At 67.4% G+C, this 23,137-nt stretch carries 17 protein-coding genes and 2 pseudogenes; 12 read left to right on the forward strand and 7 right to left on the reverse strand.

The features are described from left to right. Positions 1–32 precede the first annotated feature (32 nt). Entirely contained in the window at positions 33–1,073 is a 1,041-nt protein-coding gene (locus AC0IXR_RS14150) for a YihY/virulence factor BrkB family protein (RefSeq protein WP_471761183.1), read from the reverse strand. Positions 1,074–1,382: 309 nt separating this feature from the next. Between AC0IXR_RS14150 and AC0IXR_RS14155 the strand changes: the two genes are divergently transcribed. The 3 genes from AC0IXR_RS14155 to AC0IXR_RS14165 all read left to right on the forward strand — a co-directional run bounded on the left by AC0IXR_RS14155 (position 1,383) and on the right by AC0IXR_RS14165 (position 4,211). Continuing rightward, on the forward strand, positions 1,383–2,675 hold the full coding sequence (locus AC0IXR_RS14155; RefSeq protein WP_244483693.1) for an alpha/beta hydrolase: 1,293 nt from the start codon (positions 1,383–1,385) through the stop codon (positions 2,673–2,675). A gap of 320 nt (positions 2,676–2,995) precedes the next feature. Further along, positions 2,996–3,430 (forward strand): MarR family winged helix-turn-helix transcriptional regulator, encoded by a 435-nt coding sequence (locus tag AC0IXR_RS14160; RefSeq protein ID WP_471761185.1) that lies wholly within the window; start codon positions 2,996–2,998, stop codon positions 3,428–3,430. Positions 3,431–3,464: 34 nt separating this feature from the next. Next, on the forward strand, positions 3,465–4,211 hold the full coding sequence (locus AC0IXR_RS14165; RefSeq protein ID WP_471761187.1) for an NADPH-dependent F420 reductase: 747 nt from the start codon (positions 3,465–3,467) through the stop codon (positions 4,209–4,211). 395 nt (positions 4,212–4,606) lie between these two features. Here AC0IXR_RS14165 and AC0IXR_RS14170 read toward each other — a convergent pair whose 3' ends face one another. From AC0IXR_RS14170 to AC0IXR_RS14185, 4 genes and pseudogenes are all read right to left on the reverse strand, one after another. Next, on the reverse strand, positions 4,607–4,840 hold the full coding sequence (locus AC0IXR_RS14170; protein WP_056452637.1) for a hypothetical protein: 234 nt from the start codon (positions 4,838–4,840) through the stop codon (positions 4,607–4,609). A gap of 256 nt (positions 4,841–5,096) precedes the next feature. After that, positions 5,097–6,242: an alpha-hydroxy acid oxidase gene (locus AC0IXR_RS14175; protein WP_471761189.1), complete on the reverse strand. Its 1,146-nt coding sequence runs from the start codon at positions 6,240–6,242 to the stop codon at positions 5,097–5,099. A 137-nt stretch (positions 6,243–6,379) separates the two neighbouring features. Then, positions 6,380–6,712, reverse strand: a pseudogene (locus tag AC0IXR_RS14180) (L-lactate permease); the annotation flags it as partial. Positions 6,713–6,799: 87 nt separating this feature from the next. Continuing rightward, the gene (locus AC0IXR_RS14185) at positions 6,800–9,193 is read right to left on the reverse strand and encodes a transketolase (RefSeq protein WP_471761191.1); all 2,394 of its coding nucleotides are present in this window, start codon (positions 9,191–9,193) and stop codon (positions 6,800–6,802) included. Between the two features lie 106 nt (positions 9,194–9,299). Between AC0IXR_RS14185 and AC0IXR_RS14190 the strand changes: the two genes are divergently transcribed. Next, the gene (locus AC0IXR_RS14190) at positions 9,300–9,788 is read left to right on the forward strand and encodes an Lrp/AsnC family transcriptional regulator (RefSeq protein ID WP_471761193.1); all 489 of its coding nucleotides are present in this window, start codon (positions 9,300–9,302) and stop codon (positions 9,786–9,788) included. 139 nt (positions 9,789–9,927) lie between these two features. Here the strand turns inward: AC0IXR_RS14190 and katG are convergent, their stop codons facing one another. Both katG and AC0IXR_RS14200 read right to left on the reverse strand, forming a co-directional pair. Beyond that, entirely contained in the window at positions 9,928–12,249 is a 2,322-nt protein-coding gene (katG, locus tag AC0IXR_RS14195) for a catalase/peroxidase HPI (protein ID WP_471761195.1), read from the reverse strand. Positions 12,250–12,585: 336 nt separating this feature from the next. Beyond that, on the reverse strand, positions 12,586–13,122 hold the full coding sequence (locus AC0IXR_RS14200) for an MFS transporter (protein ID WP_471761197.1): 537 nt from the start codon (positions 13,120–13,122) through the stop codon (positions 12,586–12,588). Here AC0IXR_RS14200 and AC0IXR_RS14205 point away from each other — a divergent pair. The 8 genes and pseudogenes from AC0IXR_RS14205 to AC0IXR_RS14240 form a co-directional block, all read left to right on the forward strand. Continuing rightward, positions 13,064–13,356: pseudogene (locus AC0IXR_RS14205) on the forward strand (IS630 family transposase); the annotation flags it as partial. The gene AC0IXR_RS14200 and the pseudogene AC0IXR_RS14205 sit on opposite strands and share 59 nt — an antisense overlap. A gap of 377 nt (positions 13,357–13,733) precedes the next feature. Further along, the gene (locus AC0IXR_RS14210; RefSeq protein ID WP_471761199.1) at positions 13,734–13,970 is read left to right on the forward strand and encodes a hypothetical protein; all 237 of its coding nucleotides are present in this window, start codon (positions 13,734–13,736) and stop codon (positions 13,968–13,970) included. 261 nt (positions 13,971–14,231) lie between these two features. Beyond that, positions 14,232–18,383, forward strand: coding sequence for a beta strand repeat-containing protein (locus AC0IXR_RS14215; RefSeq protein ID WP_471761200.1), 4,152 nt, complete (start codon positions 14,232–14,234; stop codon positions 18,381–18,383). Between the two features lie 61 nt (positions 18,384–18,444). Then, on the forward strand, positions 18,445–18,681 hold the full coding sequence (locus AC0IXR_RS14220) for a hypothetical protein (RefSeq protein ID WP_471761202.1): 237 nt from the start codon (positions 18,445–18,447) through the stop codon (positions 18,679–18,681). Positions 18,682–18,705: 24 nt separating this feature from the next. Further along, entirely contained in the window at positions 18,706–20,691 is a 1,986-nt protein-coding gene (locus AC0IXR_RS14225) for a peptidase domain-containing ABC transporter (protein WP_471761204.1), read from the forward strand. A 1-nt stretch (position 20,692) separates the two neighbouring features. Beyond that, positions 20,693–21,601 (forward strand): hypothetical protein, encoded by a 909-nt coding sequence (locus AC0IXR_RS14230; RefSeq protein ID WP_471761206.1) that lies wholly within the window; start codon positions 20,693–20,695, stop codon positions 21,599–21,601. After that, positions 21,595–22,056: a beta-barrel domain-containing protein gene (locus AC0IXR_RS14235; protein WP_471761208.1), complete on the forward strand. Its 462-nt coding sequence runs from the start codon at positions 21,595–21,597 to the stop codon at positions 22,054–22,056. The genes AC0IXR_RS14230 and AC0IXR_RS14235 overlap by 7 nt, the downstream gene beginning before the upstream one ends. Before the next feature lie 94 nt (positions 22,057–22,150). Then, the gene (locus AC0IXR_RS14240; protein WP_311274517.1) at positions 22,151–23,032 is read left to right on the forward strand and encodes a tetratricopeptide repeat protein; all 882 of its coding nucleotides are present in this window, start codon (positions 22,151–22,153) and stop codon (positions 23,030–23,032) included. Positions 23,033–23,137: the final 105 nt, after the last annotated feature.

The following is a 23,137-nucleotide window of genomic DNA, read 5'->3' on the forward strand; positions in this document are numbered from 1 at the left end:
TTTCCGGCCGACGACCGCGATGGAGGGGGCCATCAGCGCCCCGGTCCGACGTTGTCGGCGGCGAAGGCGTCCCGGCCGCCGAGGGGTTTCGGCCGCCCCTCCGTGCTGTCGCGGGCGGTCTGGCGTTCCATCTCCGAGTTGATCTCGGCGCCGAGCAGGACGACCACGATCGACAGCCACATCCACGACATCAAGCCGATGCCGGCGCCGAGCGACCCGTAGATGCGGTTGTAGCTGTCGAAGCTGGCGACGTACCAGGAGAACACCCCGGAGGTGCAGACCCAGAGAAACGCCGCCAGCGCACTGCCCCAGGTCACCCAGCGCCATTTCGCCCGGCGCCGGCTCGGGCCGTAGCGATAGATCAGCGACAGGCTCAGACTCACCACGACCAGGATGACCGGCCACCGCGCCACGGACAGGAGCGTGTCGGCCAATCCCCCGAACCCGACCCGCTCCAGGATCGCGGGAAGGAGGACGACGACGCTGATCGTCAGGAGGAGAAACGCGGCCCCGCCGAGTGTGAACAGGAAGGTCGTGGCATAGAACCGGACCAGGGTCCGGTCCTCCCGCTCCCGGTAGATGACGTTGAGGGCATCGAAGAGGGCGCTGACGCCGGAATTCGCGCTCCACAGGGCGATGAGCAGGCTGATCGTCGAGGTGAGACCGAGCGACCCCGTGCTGCGTTCGGCGATCCGCACCAGCTGCTCGGCCAAAAGATCGAGGGCCGCGGTGGGGAGGATGTAGGTCAGGAGGCCGACATGCTGGCTGATCACGGCGGGATCGGAAAACACCCCGTAGATCGAGACCACGGCGACGAGACCGGGAAACACGGCGAGCAGGGCGAAGAAGGCGACGCCGCCGGCGGTGGTCAGCACGCGATCCTGCGGCAGGGCCCACAGGACACGCCAGAGGATGTCCTTCCATCCGGCCCCAGGAATGTCGGAGGGACGGCTGGCATCGCGGCCCCGGTCCGGCTCCCGCGCCCGCTGCCGCGCCGTCTCGAGGGCGGCGGCATTCTGCGACCGCGTGCCGACCGAGCGCCAGTCGTCTCCCTCGTCAACGTCCTGGACCATGGCTGCGTCTCTGTGGGGGCCGGGTCGCGTCATCGGGCCGCAAGCCTCGGAACCGGCAAGCCTCGGGACCGGCCAAACCGGGAACCCGACGATGGGCGCCATCTCACCTTATGGCATCCGCCAGGACGGCGCATCGGCGTCAGAAAAGCACGGCGCATCGGCGCTGGAAAAGCCCGGCCCATGAGGCGACGGCAATCCGAGCCGAGCCTGGGTCCCGCCTCAATCCTGCGATAGCCCGTACCGACCTTGACAGCCCGTTAACCGGCCGGTCGTCCAGGTTGCATGGGACGGCAGTTTTCGGGGGCACGAGTGTTCGGACGAATTGAACGGGATGGGCGTGCTGCGCTCGTCCTGACGGCACTACTCGCCCTGCCGGCCTGCGCCGGCCGCCCGTCCGGCGTGCTCCTGCCCATCGCCGATGCGGGGGCGGTGCCCGGGACCTCGCGTGTCGACATGCTCGTCGCGACGACCCGCAAATCCGCGGCGGACAAGGGCGTTCTGTTCTCCGGCGAGCGGGGCGAGGCCGTGACCTATACCGACCTCGCGGTCTCTATCCCGCCGGACGCCACGCGACAGCCCGGCTCGGTTCAATGGCCGAAATCCGTTCCGGGCAATCCGGCCACCGACTTCGTGGCGCTACGCGCCGACCCGGTCGAGCGGTCGAAGGTCGCCACCTGGACAGGTCGGTCGGTCCGGCGCGGGGCCAAGCGCCACGCTCTCGTCTTCGTGCACGGCTTCAACAACAAGTTCGAGGACGCGGTCTTTCGGTTCGCGCAGATCGTGCATGATTCCGGCGCCGAGGTCGCACCCGTCCTGTTCACGTGGCCGTCGCGCGGCAGTGTGCTCGCCTATGGGTACGACCGGGAGAGTACCAACTTCTCCCGCAACGCCCTGGAGACGCTGTTGCGCGACCTCGCGCGGGACCCGAATGTCGGTGAGATCACCGTCCTGGCCCACTCGATGGGCAACTGGCTCGCCCTGGAAAGCCTCCGTCAGATGGCCATCCGCGACAAGCGCGTGGCCCCCAAGATCCGAAACGTGATCCTGGCGGCACCCGACGTCGATATGGACCTCGCCCGCGCTGCGTTCCACGACATGGGCAAGGACCGCCCACGCTTGACGCTGATGGTGTCCGGGGACGACCAGGCTCTCGCCGTCTCCCGCTTGGTCTGGGGTGACAGCGTACGATTGGGGGCCATCGACCCTGCTGCCGAGCCCTATCGTTCCGAGTTGGAACGGGAGAACGTCGCAGTCCTGAACCTGTCGACAGTGAAGTCGGACGATGCGCTCAACCACGGCAAGTTCGCATCCGGCGAAGTCGTCGCCCTGCTGGGTAGACGGCTTGCCGACGGCCAGCCGATCTCGGACGGGCAGATCGGCATCGGCGACCGGCTGGTGAGTACGGCCGCGGGTGCCGCATCGACGGTGGCGACGGGGGCGGCGTTGGCGGTTGCGGCCCCGGTCGCGCTCGTCGACCCGCAGACCCGTGAAACATATGGCGAGCACCTGTCGAACATGGGCTCGGGCCTCCGCGACACCGTGGGCTCCACAGTCGACCTCGCCGGTGCCCCGGTTCGCGCGCTGGGTGGAAGCGGGCGTTAGCGGGTCGCTCAGACGGAGGCGGAGACGTCCGGTCTCACGGCGGGGCAGGGGCAGGGCGGGCGTCGGAGAATGCCGGCGTCCCGGCGCTACGACCCGATGAGATTCCGTTAGCTTCGTCAAGGCGCTGCTTCGTCGTCAGGATCGGCTTGGCTGCGTCCATGGCTTCGGGATGCCGTACCGATCTCCTCCACCGCTCTCGCGACCCGTTCCGGCCCCTCGTCGGCACGCCTGCTCCGCTGCAATGTCGGCATCGCGGGGGTTGACGAGCCGCTATCTCACAGCCAGTTATATAGTACACTACATGATAGCAAGCTTCACAAATGGCAGACGATCGACAAAGCACCGCCGCGGAATTCTCCTTCGCGCTCAACGCGGCCGCCAACCGCATGGTGCGGCTGCACAAGCCGTTCCTGGAGCCGCTGGGCCTGACGTTCTCGCAGTACCTCGTCGCCCTCGAATTGATGAACGGCTCACCGCAATCCGTAGGCGAGTTGTGTGCCCGGCTCGACATGGAGACCGGCACACTGACGCCGTTGCTCAAGCGGCTGGAAGCCGCTGGCGTGGTCACGCGGACGCGTGACGCGTCCGACGAACGCCGGGTTCTGATCGATCTCACCCCGCATGGCCGGGCCATGGAAGACGCGCTTCGCAGCATTCCCGACAAGATCCGGACGGCGTGCCAGCTGACCCCGGACGGCCTCGAATCGCTACGGCGCACGCTGGACGCTCTCGCGCGCCCGACCACCGCCCCCTGAAGGGGCCATCCATCCAACTGCACAGGAACCAGGCATGAACATCGGCGTCATCGGCACCGGCAATATCGGCGGCACGCTCGCCCGCAAGCTCAGCGCGGCAGGGCACGAGGTCCGCGTCGCGAATTCCAAGGGCCCCGACGGCGTCCGCGCCTTCGCCCAGGAGATCGGCGCGACTCCGGTCGATATCCGTGGCGCCGTCGAGGGCGCGGACCTCGTGATCCTGTCGATCCCGTTCCCCGCCGTGGCGACGCTGCCGAAGGACCTGTTCGACGGCTTGCCCGCGGCCACTCCCATAGTCGACACGGGCAATTACTATCCCGGCCTGCGCGATCCGCAGATCGCCGAACTCGACGCCGGGAAGACGGAGAGCGTCTGGGTGTCGGAACAGATCGGCCGCCCCATCATCAAGGCGTTCAACAACATCCTCGCCCATTCCCTCGCCGAACTCGGTCGTCCGGCGGGTGCGCCCGACCGGATCGCCGTCGCCGTGGCCGGCGATGACGATGCCGCGAAGCGGACCGTCATGGGCATCGTGGACCAGATCGGCTTCGACCCGGTGGATGCCGGAATGCTGGCGGAATCCTGGCGTCAGCAGCCCGCCACCCCGAGCTATTGCTGCGACTACGACGCGGAGACGATGCACGAGGCCCTGCTCGCCGCGGTGAAGGGAGAGGCTCCGAAGACCTTGAACCGGGTCTACGGCCTCATGGGAAAGCTCGGTCCCAACCCCAGCCATGCCGACATCATCGCCATGAACCGTTCGGTGCATTCCGGCAATTGAGAACGGCCAACGCGAACCCTGGGAATACGCGACTTAAAAACCTGCTCCTGCACCGAGGTGACCCTGGCAGACCTGCCCGAAGCACTGGCGGCCGCCGATCTGGCACGCTCGCGCAGGCGGCGGGACCTGATGTTCGCAGTCTAACCAGGAGCGGTTCGAATTCGGGACCAATCCGGGTCGGGACTTCATCGTGTGGCTCTCGCAGATCCTCAACGCGGCTCAGAGCCAGCATTCCTGTCCGCCTCTCGTGACGGACAGGCCTCGGGATGGGCGTTCCAGGTGGCTCACGCCGAAGCCCAGTGGCTTCGAGGCCGTACGCGCCCGGCGCGTCGAGAGGCGAGGGGGCGCGCAGCCTGATGACGGATACACCGCGCCCGCCGGCTCAGGCGCCGATCTCATAGAAGAAGCTCGATGCGGTCGGCCGACAACACCACCGCATCCGGGCGATGGCCGGTAAGGTCGGTCGCGTAGTGCAGTGCATCGTGCCGTGTGCGGAACAGACCGCCGCCGAGGCCGTGGACTTCCATGGCGACCCAGTTCCCCTGCGGGTCCTGGCCAACGATGAAGCGTCTGGAGGGAGGCTCGGCCGCTTTCGAGGCGAGGGCGGCGACCGGAATGGTGACAGGCATGGAACGGCCGGGGTTCGCGCGATCCATCGGTGGACCGCCCCCAAAAGCTGTATCCGGGCGCATAAAGGTTCGAGCGGGAGACGGCGGCTTCCGCATGACTATCCCATCAGGATTCCCCGCAAATGCAAGGACCGACCGGAAGACGCACTTGCGCGCTACTAGGGCACCGCCCCGTCCATCTTACGCGGACGTATCCCATGACACTCGATCCCCAACGTTCTCGGAGATCGGGCATCGGGAAGGGACGGTATCCCTCTCAGACGAACCGCAGGTTGCTGCGCGTCAGCTGGTCGATGGACGCGCAGCCCATCAACCTCATGTCGCGTTCGATTTCGGACCGCATCAGGTCCAGGGCGCGCTCGACGCCCGGCTGACCGGCTGCGGCGAGAGGGAACAGGTAGTACCGACCCAGGCCGACCGCCTTCGCGCCGAGTGACAGGGCCTTCAACACGTGGGTACCGCGCTGAACGCCCCCATCCATGATCACGTCGATCCGGTCGCCGACCGCGTCCACGATCTCCGCGAGCTGATCGAATGCCGAGCAGGAGCCGTCGAGCTGGCGTCCGCCGTGATTGGACAGCACGATACCGGTGCAGCCGATCTCGACCGCGCGCTTGGCATCGTCCACCGACATCACGCCTTTGAGGCAGAACTGGCCGCCCCATTCCCGAACCATGGCGGCCACGTCGTCCCATGACAGGCAGGGATCAAGCATCTCGGTGAAGTAGCGGCTGATCGAGAGCGCCCCCCCACCCATGTCCACATGGCCGTCGAGCTGAGGCAGCTTGAAGCTCTCGTGGGTCAGGTAGTTGATCGCCCAGGCCGGCTTCACCGCGAACTGCATCATCCCGGCGAGGGTCAGGCGAAATGGGATGGAAAAGCCCGTCCGCTTGTCGCGTTCGCGGTTGCCGCCCGTGATGCTGTCGACCGTCAGCATCATCACCTCGATACCCGCCTGCTTGGCCCGTTCCATCATCGCGCGGTTCAGGCCGCGGTCCTTGTGGAAGTAGAACTGATAGACCTGCGGACCGCTGCTGATTCGGCGCGCCTCTTCCAGGCTCACCGTCCCGAGGGAGGACACGCCGAACATCGTTCCATGCTTGCCGGCCGCAGCGGCGACGGCCCGCTCGCCCTGGTGGTGGAACAGCCGCTGCAAGGCGGTCGGCGAGCAATAGACCGGCATGGCGAGCTTCTGGCCCATCACCGTCACGGACATGTCGATCTCGCCCACGCCACGCAGGACGTTGGGGACGAGCTGGCAGGTGTCGAACGCGGCGGTGTTGCGCCGGTAGGTCACTTCGTCGTCCGCTGCCCCGTCGATGTAGTCGAAGATCGGTCCCGGCAGGCGCGCCTGTGCCATGCGGCGGAAATCGTGGAAGCTGTGACAGTCGCTCAGACGCATCGTGGGTCTCCGCGGGCGCGTCGCGCCATCGCCGAATGAAGGAAAGAAGCGGGGGCGCTCCTGCGCCCCCTGCCAAGATCTGCGCTCTCTTATCGCCGAACCGGCATCCACTTCGGCGGTGAGCGCTCTAGCAGGTTTCAATGCGCCGGGACCATGGCTGTGAAGGACGGCAGATAGGTTTGCGGCATCACCAGCACACCGACGAGGCAGGCAAGCGCGATCGAGTGGAAGATGTCGTAGCGCAATATCGTCGCCTCAGTGCCGTACCACTGCGTCGCAGTGGAGGCGACGACGATGGACTGCGCGTCGATCATCTTGCCTATTACGCCCCCGGAGGAATTGGATGCCGCCATCAGGACCGGCGACAGCCCGAGTTGCACCGCCGTGATCTTCTGCAGGCCGCCGAACAACACGTTCGAGGCCGCAAGGGCAACACCGAGCCAACCCAGCATGGCACCGCTGCCGGAGTACGCGGTGACAGATGCACCACATCGGCACCGCTCACGCCAACGGCGTGCAGCGCGAGGAAGCGGATGCGGATGCAGAGGGCGTCAGGCTCAAGCGAGTTGGAGGTGCCGGATCCGGCGACCTGGGGCGATGGCCTGGGCCGCCGTGGCGATGCCCCGTGCATCGATGCCGAAATGCCGGTGGAGGTCGGCGATCGTGCCGGTCTGCCCAAAATGCGAGACGCCGAGGGCGCGGGTGCGGTGACCCAGCACCGAGCCGAGCCAGCCGAGGGTGGCCGGGTGGCCGTCGAGGACGGTGACGAGGCCGCAATGGCTGGGCACGTCGGCGAGCAGTCGCTCGATATGGCTCGACGCGCCCGGCGCCCCCCGCTCGCGCAGCCCTTGCGCGGCGGTCCAGCCGGCCTGCAGCCGGTCGGCGGAGGTGACGGCGAGGAGGCCGACATCGCGCCGATCCTCGGCCATCAGGCCCGTGGCGGCGATCGCCTCGGGGGCGATGGCGCCCTGATAGGCGACGACGACCTCCGCGTTCGGGCCGGGCCGGCGCAGCCAGTAGGCCCCCGCCACCATATCGGCGGCAAGATCCGAATCGATCACTCGGACCGGCTGCTCCACGGCCCGCGTCGAGAGCCGGAAATAGGCCGAGCCGCCGGCCGCATCGGGCAGGCAGGTGACCGGGTCGGGCTCGGGCGCGCCGCTCCGCTGCATATGCGCGAAGGCGAAGCGCAGCAGCACGGCGAGTTCGTCCACGAAGGCCGGCTCGAAGGCGGAGAGCCCGTCCTGGCCCATGCCGATCAGCGGCGTCTTGATCGACTGGTGGGCGCCGCCCTCGGGGGCGAGGGTGATGCCGGCCGGCGTCGCCACCAGGATGAAGCGCGCATCCTGGTAGCAGGCGTAGTTCAGGGCGTCCAAGCCGCGCTCGATGAAGGGATCGTAGAGGGTGCCCACCGGCAGCAGGCGCTCGCCGAAGATCGCGTGCGACAGGCCGAGCGCCGAGAGCGCGGTGAACAGGTTCGATTCGGCGATGCCGAGTTCGAGGTGCTGGCCGGTGGGCAAGAAGGTCCAGTTGAAGGTCGAGGGAATGCGCTCCTGGCGGAAGAGGTCGGCCATGGCTTGCTTGGCGAAGAGGCCACGCCGGTTCACCCAGGCACCGAGATTGGTCGAGACCGTGACGTCGGGCGAGGTGGTGACGATGCGCGCCGCGAAGGCGCCGTCGGTCTTGGCGATCTCGTGCATCAGCAGGCCGAACCCGGCTTGGGTCGAGAGCGAGGCCTGCCTCGGAGTCGCGAAGCGCTCCGGCACCGGGATCGCCGGGGCCTCGTAGCGGCGGCGCCCCCGCTGGACGAAGGGCACCTCGGCGAGGAAGCGCCGCATGGCCTCCGGCGCGATGTCGAGGCCCTCGAAAGGGTCCCATTCGCGGCCGGGCCGGATGCCCATCTCGGCCCGGAAGCCCTCGACCTGGGTCGGGGTCAGCAGGCCCGCATGGTTGTCCTTGTGGCCAGCGAGCGGCAGGCCGTGGCCCTTGATCGTGTAGGCGATGAAGCAGACCGGACGGTCATGGGCGCGGGCCGCCTCGAAGGCCTCCAGCAGCATGGGCAGGTCGTGGCCGCCGAGATTGCCCATCAGGGCGGCGAGTTCCGCATCCGAGCGCCGGTCGATCAGGGCCGAAACGTCGCCCTGGTCGCCAAGTTCCTCCGTGAGGCGCCGACGCCAGGCCGCGCCGCCCTGGAAGGCCAGCGCCGAATAGGTCTGGTTCGGGCAGGCCTCGATCCAGTCCTTCAGGCGCCCGCCGCCCGGTTCCGCGAAGGCGGCGCGCTGGAGCGTGCCGTGGCGGAGCACGACGACGTCCCAGCCGAAATTACGGAACATCGCCTCGAATTTCGACCACAATCCCTCGCGCACCACCGCGTCGAGGCTCTGGCGGTTGTAGTCGACGATCCACCAGGTGTTGCGCAGGCCGTGCTTCCAGCCCTCCAGCAGGGCCTCGAAGATGTTGCCTTCGTCCATCTCGGCATCGCCGATGAGGGCGACCATCTTGCCCTCGGGCCGCTCGCCGCCCCACCCCTTCGCCCGTACGTAATCCTGCGTCAGCGACGCGAAGAGCGTCTGCGCCACGCCGAGGCCGACCGAGCCCGTGGAGAAGTCGACGTCGTCCACGTCCTTGGTGCGCGACGGATAGGACTGGGCGCCGCCGAAGCCCCGGAAGTTCTCCAGCTTATCACGGGTCTGCTGGCCGAACTGGTATTGCAGGGCGTGGAAGACCGGGCTCGCATGGGGCTTCACCGCGACCCGGTCTTCCGGGCGCAGCACGGCGCCGTAGAGCGTCGTCATGATCGCGCAGAGCGAGGCCGAGGAGGCCTGGTGGCCGCCCACCTTCAACCCGTCCGCCGAGGCGCGGAGGTGGTTGGCGTTGTGGATGATCCAGGTCGAGAGCCAGAGGCTCTTCCGGGCCAGCGCGGTCAGGTGGGGTAATCGCGGATCGCTCATGGGCCAATCGTAGCCACGGCGTGGGGCGAAAAGGGACCAAACCCACTTGCCGGATGCAAGGATTGTGGCTCAGATCGGCTGCCGGGGTCACGATCGCGAGTGTTCTGTGCCAAAAGCCGATTTCGACGCCATCGACTGCAAGATCCTCGTCGCGCTCCAGGAGGATGCCCGTCTGACGGTGCTGCAACTCGGCGAACGGGTCGGGCTTTCCGCCTCGCCCTGCGCGCGGCGCGTGCGCCGCCTGGAGGCCGCCGGGGTGATCAAGGCCTACGTGGCGGTCGTCGACCAGGTGGCGGTCGGGCTGCCGGTCAGCGTCTTCGCCTCGGTGAAGCTGGAACGCCAGCGCGAGGAGGAGCTCGACCGCTTCGCCATGGCCGTCACCCGCTGGCCGGAGGTGGTCGATTGCTACCTGATGACGGGGCAGCGCGACTACCTGCTCCGGATCGTCGTCGAGGATCTCGAAGCCTACGAGCGCTTTCTCAAGAATAAGCTCACCCGCCTCGACGGCGTCGCAGCGATCGAATCGAGCTTCGCCCTCGGCCAGATCAAGCGCGCGAACGCGTTGCCGATCCGGGCGGAGGATGGAAAACGGTGAAGACCGGGCCTCGCCCTCGATCCGCTAGGGTCGGAACATCCAGGCGATGACACGTCGCCTCTGAGCCGACCTGCTCTCGTGGTGCCCCCGGCCCACCGAAGGGTGGAACGGGGGCACGGGTTGCTCGCAGCCGCGACGATCAGGCCGCCATGGGTCCGTAACGACGGTGACCCTTCACGTCGAACCGGTCCAGCATCATCACCTTGTCCCAGACCCGCACGAAATCCGCCACGAACCGGCTTTGGCCATCGCTGCCGGCATAGGCATCGGCGATGTTGCGCAGCTGCGCGTTCGACCCGAAGACGAGATCGTTGCGCGTGGCCTGGAACTTCGTCTGCCCGCTCTCGCGGTCCTTGAGGGCGAAGGACGTCCCGGCCGAGTCGGCCTTCTCCCAGACCAGATTCGTATCGGTCAGGTTCCGGAAGAAGTCCGTCGTCAGCACGCCGACCCGGTCGGTGAAGATGCCCCGGTTCGACCCGTCGTGGTTGGCGTTGAGGGCGCGCAGGCCGCCGGTCAGCACCACCCATTCCGGCGCGGTCAGCGTCAGCAGGTTGGCCTTGTCGAGGAACATCTCCTCCGGCGCCAGACGCTGCGCCATCTCCCCGAACCCGTCATCGACGTAGTTGCGGAAGCCGTCCACGACGGGCTTCAGCCACTGGAACATCTCGACGTCGGTCAGGTCCTGCGTGGTATCGACCCGGCCGGGCGTGAACGGCACCTGCGTCTCGACCCCGGCGTCCCGAGCCGCTTTCTCCACGGCGACGCAGCCGGCGAGCACGATGAGGTCGGCCAGCGAGACCTGCTTGCCGTCACTGCGCCCATGGTTGAAGTCGGCCATGACCCCACGGAGCGCCTCGACCACGGGTGCGGCTCGCCGGTTGACGGCCCAATCCTTCTGCGGGGCCAGGGCGAGCCGGCCGCCATTGGCGCCGCCGCGCTTGTCGCTGTCCCGGTAGGTCGAGGCCGCCGAGAAGGCCGTGAAGGCCAGGTCCGAGACCGAGAGGTTCCGGGCCAGGATCGCCTGCTTGAGGGCGGCGATCTCGGCCTCGCCGACCGGGGCATAGGCGGCATCGGGGATCGGATCCTGCCACAGCAGACCGTCCTCGATCGTCACCTCCGGGCCGAGGTAGCGGTGCTTGGGGCCCATGTCGCGGTGGGTGAGCTTGTACCAGGCCTTGGAGAAGGCCTGCGTGAAGGCATCGAAGTCGTTGAGGAACTTCTCGCAGACCTTGCGGTATTCCGGATCGACCTTGAGGGCGATGTCGGAGGTCATCATCATGAGCGGATGCATCTGCCCCGCCACATGGGCGTCGGGGGTCTTGGGCGCGTTCGGATCCGTCGGGGTCCATTGCAGGGCACCGGCCGGGCTCTTGGTCTGCTCCCACTCGAACCGGAAGAGGTTCTCGAGGTAGGCATTGTCCCATTGCGTCGGATCGGGAGTCCAGCTGCCCTCGATGCCGTTCGTCATCGTGTCCTTGCCCGAGCCGGCGCCGTTCGGGTTGTGCCAGCCGAGCCCCATCGCCTCCATCGGCGCCATCTCGGGCGGCGGTCCGATCTCCTTGGCGGGCGTCATGCCGTGGCTCTTGCCGAAGGCATGACCGCCGGCGATGAGCGCCACGGTCTCCTCGTCGTTCATGGCCATGCGGGTGAACGTCGTCCGGATGTCGTTGGCCGAGCCCTGCGGGTCCCCGTTCGCGTAGGGTCCCTCGGGGTTCACGTAGATCAGCGACTGGTGGGAAGCGGCGAGGGGGTTCTCCAGGTCGTAGTCGGCGTCGCCGTTCTTGCCGCGCCAGCGCTCGTCACGGTTGACCATTTCGTCGAAGCTCGAGACCTTGCCCATCTCGACGACCTCGGGGCCCCAGTAGGTGGCGTTGTCCGCCTCCCAGGCGTCGAGACGTCCGCCGGCGAATCCGTAGGTCGGCAGGCCCATGATCTCCAGGGCGCAGTTGCCGGTGAGCACCATCAGGTCGGCCCAGGAGAGGGCATTGCCGTATTTGTGCTTGATCGGCTGCAGCAGCCGGCGCGACTTGTCGGTGTTGCCGTTGTCCCACCAGCTCGAGATCGGCGCGAAGCGCTGCATCCCGGTGCCGGCCCCGCCCCGCCCGTCCGCGATGCGGTAGGTACCGGCCGAGTGCCAGGCCATGCGGACCATCTGCGGGCCGTAATTCTTGTAATCGGACGGCCACCACGCCACCGACGAGGTCAGGAACTGCTTGATGTCGCTTTTCAGGGCATCGAGGTCGATCGTCCGGAATGCGCTGCCATAGTCGAAATCCGGTCCAAGCGGATCCGACGCGACCCCATTCTGGTGCAAGAGTTCGACCCTCAGACGGTGGGGATACCAGTTCTCCAGTGCCGGACGGCTGCCGAGTGCTCCGCCGATGCGATCGCCGCCAAACGGGCACTTGCCGGCCATCGGGTACGATTCGGTATTGGTCTTGTCGATCATCAACTCGTTCATCAACGTTTCCCTTGGCGCAGGGCCGGCGCCATCGGACGGATCGGGTCGCCTGTCTGTCGCCTGATGCGACGTGGAGCGTGCAACGCCTCGAGCGACAGCAACTTTCGCGCGACCCGACGCTGCGAGCGAAATCTGGCGCGTCTAACAAAAATCAAGGTGCGGTCGCCTTCGATCTTTGCGGGACGCCGTCGGAAACGCCTGACGCGAAGCCGCCTCACGTTTGCGCGAGGCCTCGGCGCGCAACCCGCTTCAGAGCCGAGCGCGATGATGCGCACAGCGGTAGTACCGCAAACGTCGCTCTGCCGAGGGAGATCGCAAGGGGGATCGGGTGCGTCATCATCCGATCCTCCGGGCGACGGGAGCGAGGCGATCCGATGCGACCGCCGCCAGGAGGCCGATGCTGAGGCCGACGGCCATCAGAAAGGGGAGACGCGGCTCGACGTAATAGAGGGAGGTGCCGAGGATCGGCCCCACCACGAATCCGAGAGCCATGGCGGCGGAGACCAGTCCGGCGGCGGCGCCCTGCTCAGCCTGCCCGACCGCCAGGGAGGCCGTGGTCTGCAGACCCGGCATGATGACGCCGTAGCCGACGCCCAAGGCGGTACAGCCAGCGACGATGAGGGCAAGATTCTGTGCCAAGGCGAGGGCGACGAAACCTGTCAGTAGTCCTGCCGCTCCAAGTCTCAGCATCGTACACGGCGTCGGCGAGAGCTGTCTGACGATGAGGATCTGGCTCGCCAGGGCGGCCAGGGCGAAGCCGACGTGTCGCGTCGCAGCCGCAGAGTCGAGGCCGAGCAGGTCCTGGACGTAGAAGGACAGGGTCTGCTGGGTCAACCTCGGCAGCCACAAGGGGCCTGCCGTGCGAGCCGCCATCGAGGCCGCGGGCGCACAGCTGTTGTTCCCCCCGCCCTACAGCCCCGAACCGAAGGACCGCGCAGCGACTTCAACTCTATCGAGATGGCCTTCTCGGAGCTGAAAGCGCTGCTGCGCAAAGCCGAGGAACGGACCGTCGAGGGAATGTGGTCGGCCATCGGGCGCCTCGTCGACGCCGTCACACCCGACGAGTGCGCCAACTTCTTCGCCGCAGCAGGATATGAGCCAGATTAAATCGAGAACGCTCTAAGGGTGGTGGCTCGGGGCTCATAAGGAGCGTGGCTCTTTCCTTTCAGCGGAAAGAAGCTCGCGTCCATATTCTGCAGCATGACAACCGATTTGCTCTAGCAGTTCGCCCGACTACCAGAGCGCAAGCGAGCTTGGCGGTAGCGTCAGAGTCAGCCTGGGATCGGTGGATCGAACGCGGTCGGGGCGACCACGTACAACAACTCATTGCATGTCGTTTTATTAAGGTTCCGCTCACCTTGGTGTCATACCAGCTACGTCATTCAATTTTTTATCAAGTTCTGGCTGCGGCGTTGCCTCGTTGCTTCAAGAGCGGGCCATAAAGATGAACCGTATCCCCAGATGTGACGACGAAAGGTTAGAGCATGTCTGGCGCGACTAACACCAATCAGAATAATTCCGAAGATGGATCCGTGCAGGAAGCCGTCAACACTGCCGTCAGTGGAATAGAGGTCGGCACCCTGCTCAAGGCATTGTCTTGGTCCATGGCGCCCAAAGTCGTGCAAGCGCAGGTCGACGCCCCCGCCGACGCCGACGCTAGCGAGGTGCCTCAGATGAGCGGACCTTTCGCTGATGCTCGCTTCGTCGTCAAAGATGGGTAATTATTCACAGAGGATGGGCGAGTGCTCGTGTCGGAGCCAATGTATGTGGCGAATACGGGGTTCGGCCAATGGGCTTATGACACGTCGGCCACCTACGCGCTGAACACTCTAAATGTAAGCGAAGCACGTGTGTTCACAAGTGCGCTAAAAGTATTCGGCGACTTTGTGAGGGTCGGAGGCGAGGCCAGCGGACCAATTGCCGCCGTCGTTGGGGTGGGCATCCTACTTTATCCGGTGGCCAAGGGGTCGCCGGATGAGCAGGTGTCGACGCTGCAACCCGGCACCCCTTGGAACCCGGACGGCACGCCCACGGCGCCATCGATCCTCCCCACCCATGGGGCAGTGCAAGTCCTCGCTGTCGCCAATCAAGCCCAGCTCGCCGCCGCCATCGAGACGGTCAACGCCTCGCCTGGCAACTACGCGATCCATGTCACGGCCGACATCTCCCTGAATGCGGACCTTCCAGCGCTGAACCAGCCCCTCGGCGTGGTTCGGATCGACGGCGAAGGACACGTGCTCGACGGTGCCGATACTTACCGCGGCCTGATGGTGGACGATACGCAGGCTCTCTTGAAAGACCTTACTATTCAGGACGCTGTCGCCCAGGGGGGCGCCGGCGGCATCGGCAAGGCCGGCGGCGGCGGCGGCGGCGGCGGCGGCGGCGGCGCGGGTCTCGGTGGCGGCGTGCTTGCGGTCAACCACGCGACGATCGCCCTCGATGACGTCTCGTTCACGAACGACGCCGCTACCGGCGGACAGGGCGGCGCAAGGGAGGCCGGCGCTCTGCTCGGGAGTGCGGGATATGGCGGCGGCGGTGGCATGGGCGGCGCCGGGGGAGCGGGAAGCGCCTGGCATTCGAGCGTCGGGGGTGTGTTCGGCGATATCGGCCAGCACCTCACCCCCCTAGTTCAGGCCGACGAGGACGATGGGCGGGACGGCAGCAGCGGCGGTGGCGGCGGCCTCGGCATTGCGGCGACGGGGAGCGCCAGCGGCCCTGGTGGGCGCAGTTCCATCCTGACCGGCGCGGATGGTGGCTTGGGCTTGGACGATGGCACATCCGCCAACAACGATGCCGCGGGCGTCGGTGGAGGCCTCGGCGCCAATGGCGTTCAGGGTGGTTGGGGAGGCGGTGGCGCCGGCAGCGCCGGAGATGGCGACAGCGGCGACGTCGGCGGTAATGGCGGGTATGGCGGCGGCGGCGGTGGTGGTGGTGGAGCCGCCGGCTACGGCGGTGGCGGTGGCGGTGGTGGCGGCGCCGTTGGCATCATGGGCGTCGACCAGGGCCAGGCCGGATTCGGCGGCGGTGCCGGTGCTACGGACGGCGGTGGCGGTGGAGCGGGTCTCGGCGGCGGTGCCTTCGCCGACGCTACCAGCACGATCAGTATCGAAGGTGGCAGCTTCACCGGCGACACGGCGACCGGTGGCCAGGGTGCGAGCGGTGGAGGAAGCGGCCAGGGATACGGAAATTCGATCTTCCTCTCGGGCAATCAGGTCCTGACGGCCTTCGCCAAGCCGGGCGAGACGACGACACTCGGTGGGGGAATCTCCGACCAGTCCGGCGTCCATGATCCGAGCGGTCAGGGCGGCGCGGCAGTGGTGATGGCCGTCGGCGGCGGTACCGTCGCGATCACGGAAGAGAACGCCCTCTCGGGAGGCATCGTCATCGGTGACGGCACTACGCTGGAGCTCGCGGTGAGCGGGGCCGCAGGCGCCACCAGTGCGATCGCCTTCGGAGATACCGGCGACGGCGCGACCTTGCGCGTGGATGCTCCCGCCCTTCCCGCTGGCGGCCTTCTCGTTACGGGCTTGCGCGATATGCAGACCGGTGATCGGGTAGACTTCGCAGGTCTCGCCGGTGCGACCCAGGTCACGGTTGGGACGGTCGGCGGAGCCATGGCTACGGACGGGCAAACCGCCACACAGGTCACGGCCTCGAACGGCGCGCAGTCGGAGTCGGTCCTGATCGAAGGTCTGAACGCCGGGGCTACCTTCGCCGTGGCGAGCGATGGCCAGGGCGGCTCGACCTTGACCATGACCCAGGCGATGCCGGCACCGACTGGGTTGGTCGAGACGACCGCTGCGGATGGCTCGCCGGTCGTGTCCGGTCAGGCCCAGGCCCAGGCCCAGGCCGGAAGCTCCGTCACCCTGTATCAGGTGCAAGCGCAGGCTGGCATCCTGCTTCAACTCGGGACTGCGACCGCCACATCGAATGGCACGTTCAGCCTGTCGCCCGATACTCTGCCGGATGCCGGCGCCGGCCCCATCGCGGCACTGTCTGCCGACGCCTCGGGCAACCGGTCGGCACTGTCCGCCGCACTCGCCCTTCCGGCTGGGACCGGCGGTACGCCACCCGCCACCGATGCGAGTTTCGGCACGCCGACCCCGGGAAGCATCGTCCTGCGCGTCGGCACCGAGGCGCAGCTCACCGCGGCGATCGACCAAGCCAATGCCGGCACCACGCCGGGGCCGCTGGCGATCGAGTTCACCAATGACATCACCCTCATGGGTGCGAACGACCTGCCCGTGCTGCAGGGCAGCAGCCCCGTCACCATCCTGGGCCAAGGGCATACTCTCGACGGTAACGACTTCGTACGTGGGCTGATGGTGCTCGGCGGGAATGCAGCCATCGAGGACCTGACGATTGCCGATACGGTCGCGTCCGGCGGAATGGGAGGTATCGGCGCGTCCGGCGGTGGCGGCGGCGCGGGCCTCGGTGGCGGCCTGATGGTGGCCGGCGGTGCGAACGTTCTGCTCGCCGACGTCCACTTCTCCAATGACTCCGCGCAAGGCGGTGAGGGAGGGATCTCCGGCGCCTACGGCGAGGGCTACGGCGGCGGCGGCGGCCTCGGCGGGAGTGGTGGCAACACCGCCTCCAGTCTGGTCGGGCTTTCCGGCGGCGGCGGTGGTATCGGAGCCCAGGCGGTCGGGGGCAACGGCATTGATGCCGCGACGGGATCGCAGGGGACGGCGGGTCCGATCACAGGTGCTCCGTCGGATGCCGGCACCGGAGCTCACGGAAGTGTCGCGGGCGGCGGCGGCGATGGTGGTAGTGCCATCTGGCAAGGCGGCGCAGGTGCCGGCGGTGGGATCTACGGTTTGAGCGGCGCCGACACGAGTGAGGGCGGCGAGGGAAGTACTGGTGGCTGGGGCGGCGGCGGCGGCGGCAACAACACCTATGGCGGCAATGGTGGCTTCGGCGGCGGCGGCGGCGGGTCTCAGACCCAGGGAGGCTATCGCGGCTTCGGCGGCGGCGGCGGTGGCGGCGCACCGTTTTTGTCAGGCACAGGCGCCCCAGGGGGCTTCGGTGGCGGTGCGGGAGGGGACGGCACGAACAACCCCCAGAGTGACGGCGGTGGCGGCGGCCTGGGTGCGGGAGGCGCGGTCTTCGTCGAGCAGGGGTCGAGCCTGACGGTCGTCAATTCCGGCAGCACGGGCGATACCGTCGCCGGCGGCCAGGGACAGAACGGCGGCGGCGACGGCCAGGCCTATGGCGCGGGCTGGTTCATTCAGGGCAATCAGGCGATCACACTCGGGGCTCTCACCGGTCAAACCACGACCATCAACGACGTCATTTCCGACGAGACCGGGTCACATGATGCAAGTGGCGCGACCGGTGCCGGTACCGTAATCGCCGCAGGGCCCGGCACGGTCGCGCTCGAGGTGCAGAATACCTATACCGGCGGCACCGTCATCGACGGCGGCACCCTCGAACTCGGTGCGGCCGGTGCGGCCGGCACCGGCGACATCACGTTTGCAACCGGCAGTGTGGGCACGCTGAAGGTGGACGCGGCGGTCACGAGAAGCGGCACCCTCCTCAACGGCATCTCCGGACTGGCGGCCGGCGACGCGATCGACCTCGCCGGCGTCGCGTACCAGCAGGGGGCGATGACCCAGGCCATCGGTGCGCCCGGTAGCGCACCAACCGCCGCCGGCGGTATGGCAGCCTCGCAGGTGCTGATCGGCAACGGCACAGACCATGCCGTTCTGGCGATCGAGGGACTGGCACCGCAGGCTGCCTTGACCCTGGCGAGCGACGGCCAAGGGGGAACTCTGGTGAGCCTCGCTCAGCCGGCCGGGACTGCCTCAGCCGATTCCTCGGCCGTAGCCGCAGCCGCTCCGGGGGGCGCCGATGCGGCACCTGCGACGGAGCTGTTCACCCTGCCGCCAGGGCAGATCAGCAGCCTTGGAACCGGCGATCCACGGAATGCGGTCAACAGCATGCTGTTTCAGGCCTCGTCTCCTCCCGGAGTTGCGGTCCCGGTTCCCGCGCCAGCCGGTGGAGTCGCGGCGGCGATCCACGATCCGGAGGCGCAGGCCGGTCTCTTGCCGATGCCCGGAGAGGACGACCGTCACGGAGTAGCGGGGCTCGCCCACGAGTCCGGTCAAGCCACCTCAAGCCTCCATCAACGCTGAAACGAGCCGTGCGGCCTCTTTCGGGAGGCCGGACACCCTCAGATCCGCCAGGACCACAACGATGCCGGACTCCCCTTCCACCGCCGGCCCGCCTCCTGGCGGGCCGGACGGTTCCGATCCGGCTGAACTGCGCATCGCCGCCGTCGCGGCGGCGGCGCGCTTTCACGGCATCGACCTCGATCGCACCCGGTTGAGGGAGGAGGGCGTGCCACCCTCACCCGCTGCTTTGGCGGCTTGGCTATCGGAGGCAGGGCTCTGGGCGCGGGCGGTCAAGCTCTCCTGGCGCCAACTCGCCTAGGCCGCACCCGACCGCCCGGTTGTCGTGCTCTTCACCAATGGAAGCGCCGGCCTGGTCGTCGCGGCCGATACCAAGCGCGACCTCGCCTGGCTGCGGGATCCGGCTAATCCACGGGGCGAGCCGGTCCCGATGGACGCCCTGCGGCTTTCACAATGGTGGTCGGGCGAGGCGCTGTTGGTTCGAAAGGGACGTGGTGTTGCGCAGGCCGAGGCACCGTTCGGTTTCGCCTCCGTGGCCCGCCTGGTTTTTGGCCAGCGCGAAATCCTTCGCCACGTCGTGCTGGCATCCCTGGTCCTCAGCGTCCTGGCCATCGTTCCCGCATTGCTGACCTCCATCGTGCTCGATCGGCTGCTGGTCTATCAGAGCTGGTCCACCCTGACCCTGGTGGGCGTCATGGTCGGCATCACCGTGCTATTCGAGGCGCTGCTGACCCATGCTCGAGGCGAAGCGCTACAGGTTCTGTCTACCCGGATCGACGCACAGCTCAATCTTGCTGTGTTCGAGCGACTCCTGATGTTGCCGCTCGATCATTTCGAGCGGCATCCCACGGGCGAGACCAACCACCGCATCGGCCAGATCTTCCGGATTCGCGCGTTTCTGACCGGAAAGTTGATGAGTACCGTCCTCGACGGCACCACGCTGCTGGTGTTGCTGCCGGTGGTGTTCTGGCTTCAACCCATCCTTGCCGCGATGGTGCTGGCAGCGTCCGGCGTCGTCGCCCTCGTGATCATAGCCTTCATGCCGGCGATGCGCCGCGCCTATGGCCGGGCGATCGCCGCCGAGGTGCGCAAGAGCGGGCTGCTAGTCGAGACGGTGCAGGGCATCCGGACGGTCAAGTCGCTGGTGCTCGAGCCGCAACGGCGGGAGGCATGGGACGCCGCCGTCGCCGAGGCTGGCCTCGCGCAGGTTGCGGCGGGCCGGCTCGGCCGCTGGCCGCGCACCCTGACCCTCCCGGCGGAGCGCTTCATCGATCGCGGGGTCCTGCTGGTTGCCGCCTACCTCGTTCTCGACGGAGTCTCCGGCGTACAGGTCGGTGCGCTCGTCGCCTTCGTCATGCTGAGCGGCCGACTCGCGGCGCCCCTCATCGGTTTCGCCCGGCTGCTCGAAGACGTGGAGGAGGTTCGCACATCCGTGCAGCAGGTCGCGCTGGTGCTGAACAACCCGACCGAGACCGCGGCGATGCAAGGCGGCATCTCACCGCGGATCGCCGGCGCCCTGCGCCTCGGAGGCGTAAGCTTCACCTATCCCGGAGCCCGTGGACCGGCCCTCGACGGCGTTTCATTCGGAATCCCGGCCGGAACGATGCTCGGTATCGTCGGCCGCTCCGGCTCAGGCAAGAGTACCATTACGCGGCTTCTCCAGGGGATCAGCCGAGACTATTCCGGAACGGTGCGGGTCGATGGGACCGACCTGCGTGAGATCAACTTGGCGCATCTGCGCCGTTCGTTCGGCATCGTGCTGCAGGACAACGTACTGTTCCGCGGGACGGTCGCCGACAATATCCTGGCCGGACGTCCCAATCTCACCCTTGAAGACGCCATGGAGGCGGCCCGTCTCGCGGGAGCGGACGAGTTCATCGAGCGCCTGCCGCAGGGCTACGGCACGTGGATCGAGGAGGGCTCGTCCAATCTGTCCGGGGGCCAGCGTCAGCGTCTCGCCATCGCGCGAGCCTTGGTCGCCGACCCGCCGGTGCTGATCCTCGACGAAGCCACGAGTGCCCTCGATCCCGAGAGCGAGGCAGTGGTGAATGCCAACCTGCAGCGGATCGCCCGCGGTCGCACGATGGTGATCGTGTCGCACCGCCTGTCCTCGCTCCTGGATTGCGACCTCATCGCGGTTCTCGACCAAGGACGCCTCGTCGATATCGCGCCGCACGACGCGCTGGTCGAGCGATGCGCGATCTACCAGCAGCTCTGGCGTCAGCAAAACCGTTACCTCGACCGTGAACCCAAGGGGCGGCCGGTCCAGGCGCCGGCCGATGCCCACGAACTTGTCGCGGCGGAGATCTGAGATGTACGGGTTCCATCGTCAGCCGGACGACGGCGCTGCCGCTCTCCTCGACTTCGCCGGCCCCAGCCGCGCCCTGGTCACGCTGCCAATGCAGCCGCTGGCGCGCAGCACTACCCTAGTGATCAGTACGCTGATGCTGAGCAGTCTCGCGGCGCTCGCGTTCATCCCGATCGACAAGGTGGTCACCGGACGCGGCATCGTGGCGGCCCCTAACGGGACGCTCGTGGTCCAGCCGCTGGATACCAGTATCGTGCGCGCCATCCACGTCGAACCCGGGCAACTGGTTCGCAAGGGCGACATGCTCGCTCAACTCGATCCCACCTTCACCGGCTCGGACCAGTCGAGCCGGCAGGAGCAGGTCGCGAGCCTGACGGCCCAGATCGAGCGACTCCAGGCGGAGATCGCCGGTCGGCCCTACGCCCCTTCGACGCAGGATCCCGTGCACGTGCAGCAGGCCGCCCTCTTCGAGGAGCGGATGGCCGAACACCGCGCGACCCTCGCGCGCTTCGACGCCGAGACCGGCGCGCTTCAGGCGCAATTGCAGCGGGCGCAAACCGACGTCGCGATCGGCACCAAGCGTCTCGGCATCGCCACCGATCTGGCGAGCCGCCGGGCCGAGTTGCAGCGGCTGCAGGTCGGCAGCCTGATGAACACGCTGGCGGCCAACGACACGCAGGCGCAGATGCAGCAATCCCTCGAGGAGGCACAGAGTGCCGTCACGGCGGGACTGAGCGCCCTGGAAGCCAAAGCCAGCGAACGCGAGGCTTATGCCCGCGGCCGGATCGCCCACAACGAGGCGGACCTGACGTTGCTACAAAGCCGGCTCTCAGGCGCCCAAGCGGCTCTGGCCAAGGCGAACCTGCGCCAAGGACTGGTCTCCTTGAGGCACAGGCCGATGCGATCGTGCTGAGTGTCGCCCGTGTTTCCGTCGGGTCGGTGCTGCAATCCGGCGCGGAACTGATCACCCTCGTGCCGAACGATGCTCATCTCGAGGTGGAAGCGGCGGTGTCGGGTCGTGATGTCGGCTGGGTTCGGCCCGGCCAGGCCGTGACGGTGAAGTTCGATACTTTGCCGTTCTCGCGCTACGGAACGGCGCAGGGAACCGTCCAGGCGATCAGCCCTGCAAGCTTCACCGAGCGCTCGGACCCGGCCGCGGCATCCCTGCCGCGGCAGGATAGCACCGAGCCATACTACCGGGTCAGGGTGTCCCTCGACCGGACAGCCCTGCACGACGTGCCGGAGGGGTTTCGGGTGGTATCGGGCATGCCGGTGGCAGCGGATGTCTCTGTGGGCCGACGCACGGTGCTGGACTATCTGCTGATGCGTGTGCTCACTCCGCTTCAGGATGGCATGCGTGAACCGTGACCCAGATGGCCCCTTCAGGTGGATGATGACGTGGCCATGCGCGACCTTGCGGCGGCATGGCCTCTCACGGCTCGCTCGACAGGATGTACGCGGGTTGCGCAGCCTTGCACGCGCGGCACGAGCTGGCGATGTCGAGGCGTGTTTCCACCTCGGGCAAAGCTATTCCACCGGCAAGACGGTTCCCCAATGTGCAACGGAAGCTATCCGATGGCTGCGCCTTGCTGCGAGTGCGGGACATTCGGGTGCGCAATTCCACCTCGCTGCCTTGCTGGCACAAGGCAATCGCGCCAGTCCGCGCTCGCAAGGTCCGTTCGACAGCGGCTGCGCCCGAGACATCGTGGAAGCCGCCTCATGGGCACAGCGCGCCGCCGAAGGTGGCATAGCGGATGCGCAGGTCCTGTACGCCTGGATTCTTCGGGATGGCCCGGCGGAATTGCGTGACCCGGAAGCTTCGGCTGTCTGGTATCGCCGCGCGGCCGAGAGCGGATCCCCGGAGGGGTGGCTCGGCACCGGGATTGCGCTACTGCGGGCAGCCCCTGGTCCCGCGGATGAGGCGACCGGCGCCGCAGCGGTGACTCGAGCAGCGGATGCTCGTTTGCCGGCCGCGTTGCATCTCCTGGGCATGCTGACGGAGGCGGGGATCGGTGTGCCCGTAGACAAATCGGCGGCTCATCGCCTGTTCCAGGCCGCCGCTGCAGGCGGCTCGCCAGCGGCCCAAGCCAAGTGGGGAGATATCCTGTTGCATGGCCGTGATGGAGGCCGGCGAAACGTCGGAGAGGGGCTGCGCTGGTTGCGCCGTGCTGCCCATTCGGGAGATGCGGAGGCCGCGGCCTTACTGGGCGACTTATGCTTCCGTGGCGAGGCTGTTCCGGTTGATGTAGTCGCAGCCAAAGCTTGGTATCGTCGGGCTGCGGCACTCGGGCACGAAGCTGCTCGGCGGATCTTGCATGAAATGCCAGATAACGCCTCTCCTTAAGGTCATCAGATCGCTTGAAATGTCATCGATCCGTTCGTGCCGGAAGCAAGAAACTGCGGCACGAGCCAAGATTGCGCGATGATTATTTGTAGAGGTGATGGGCGT

This window comes from Methylobacterium sp. AC832 (assembly GCF_979256025.1).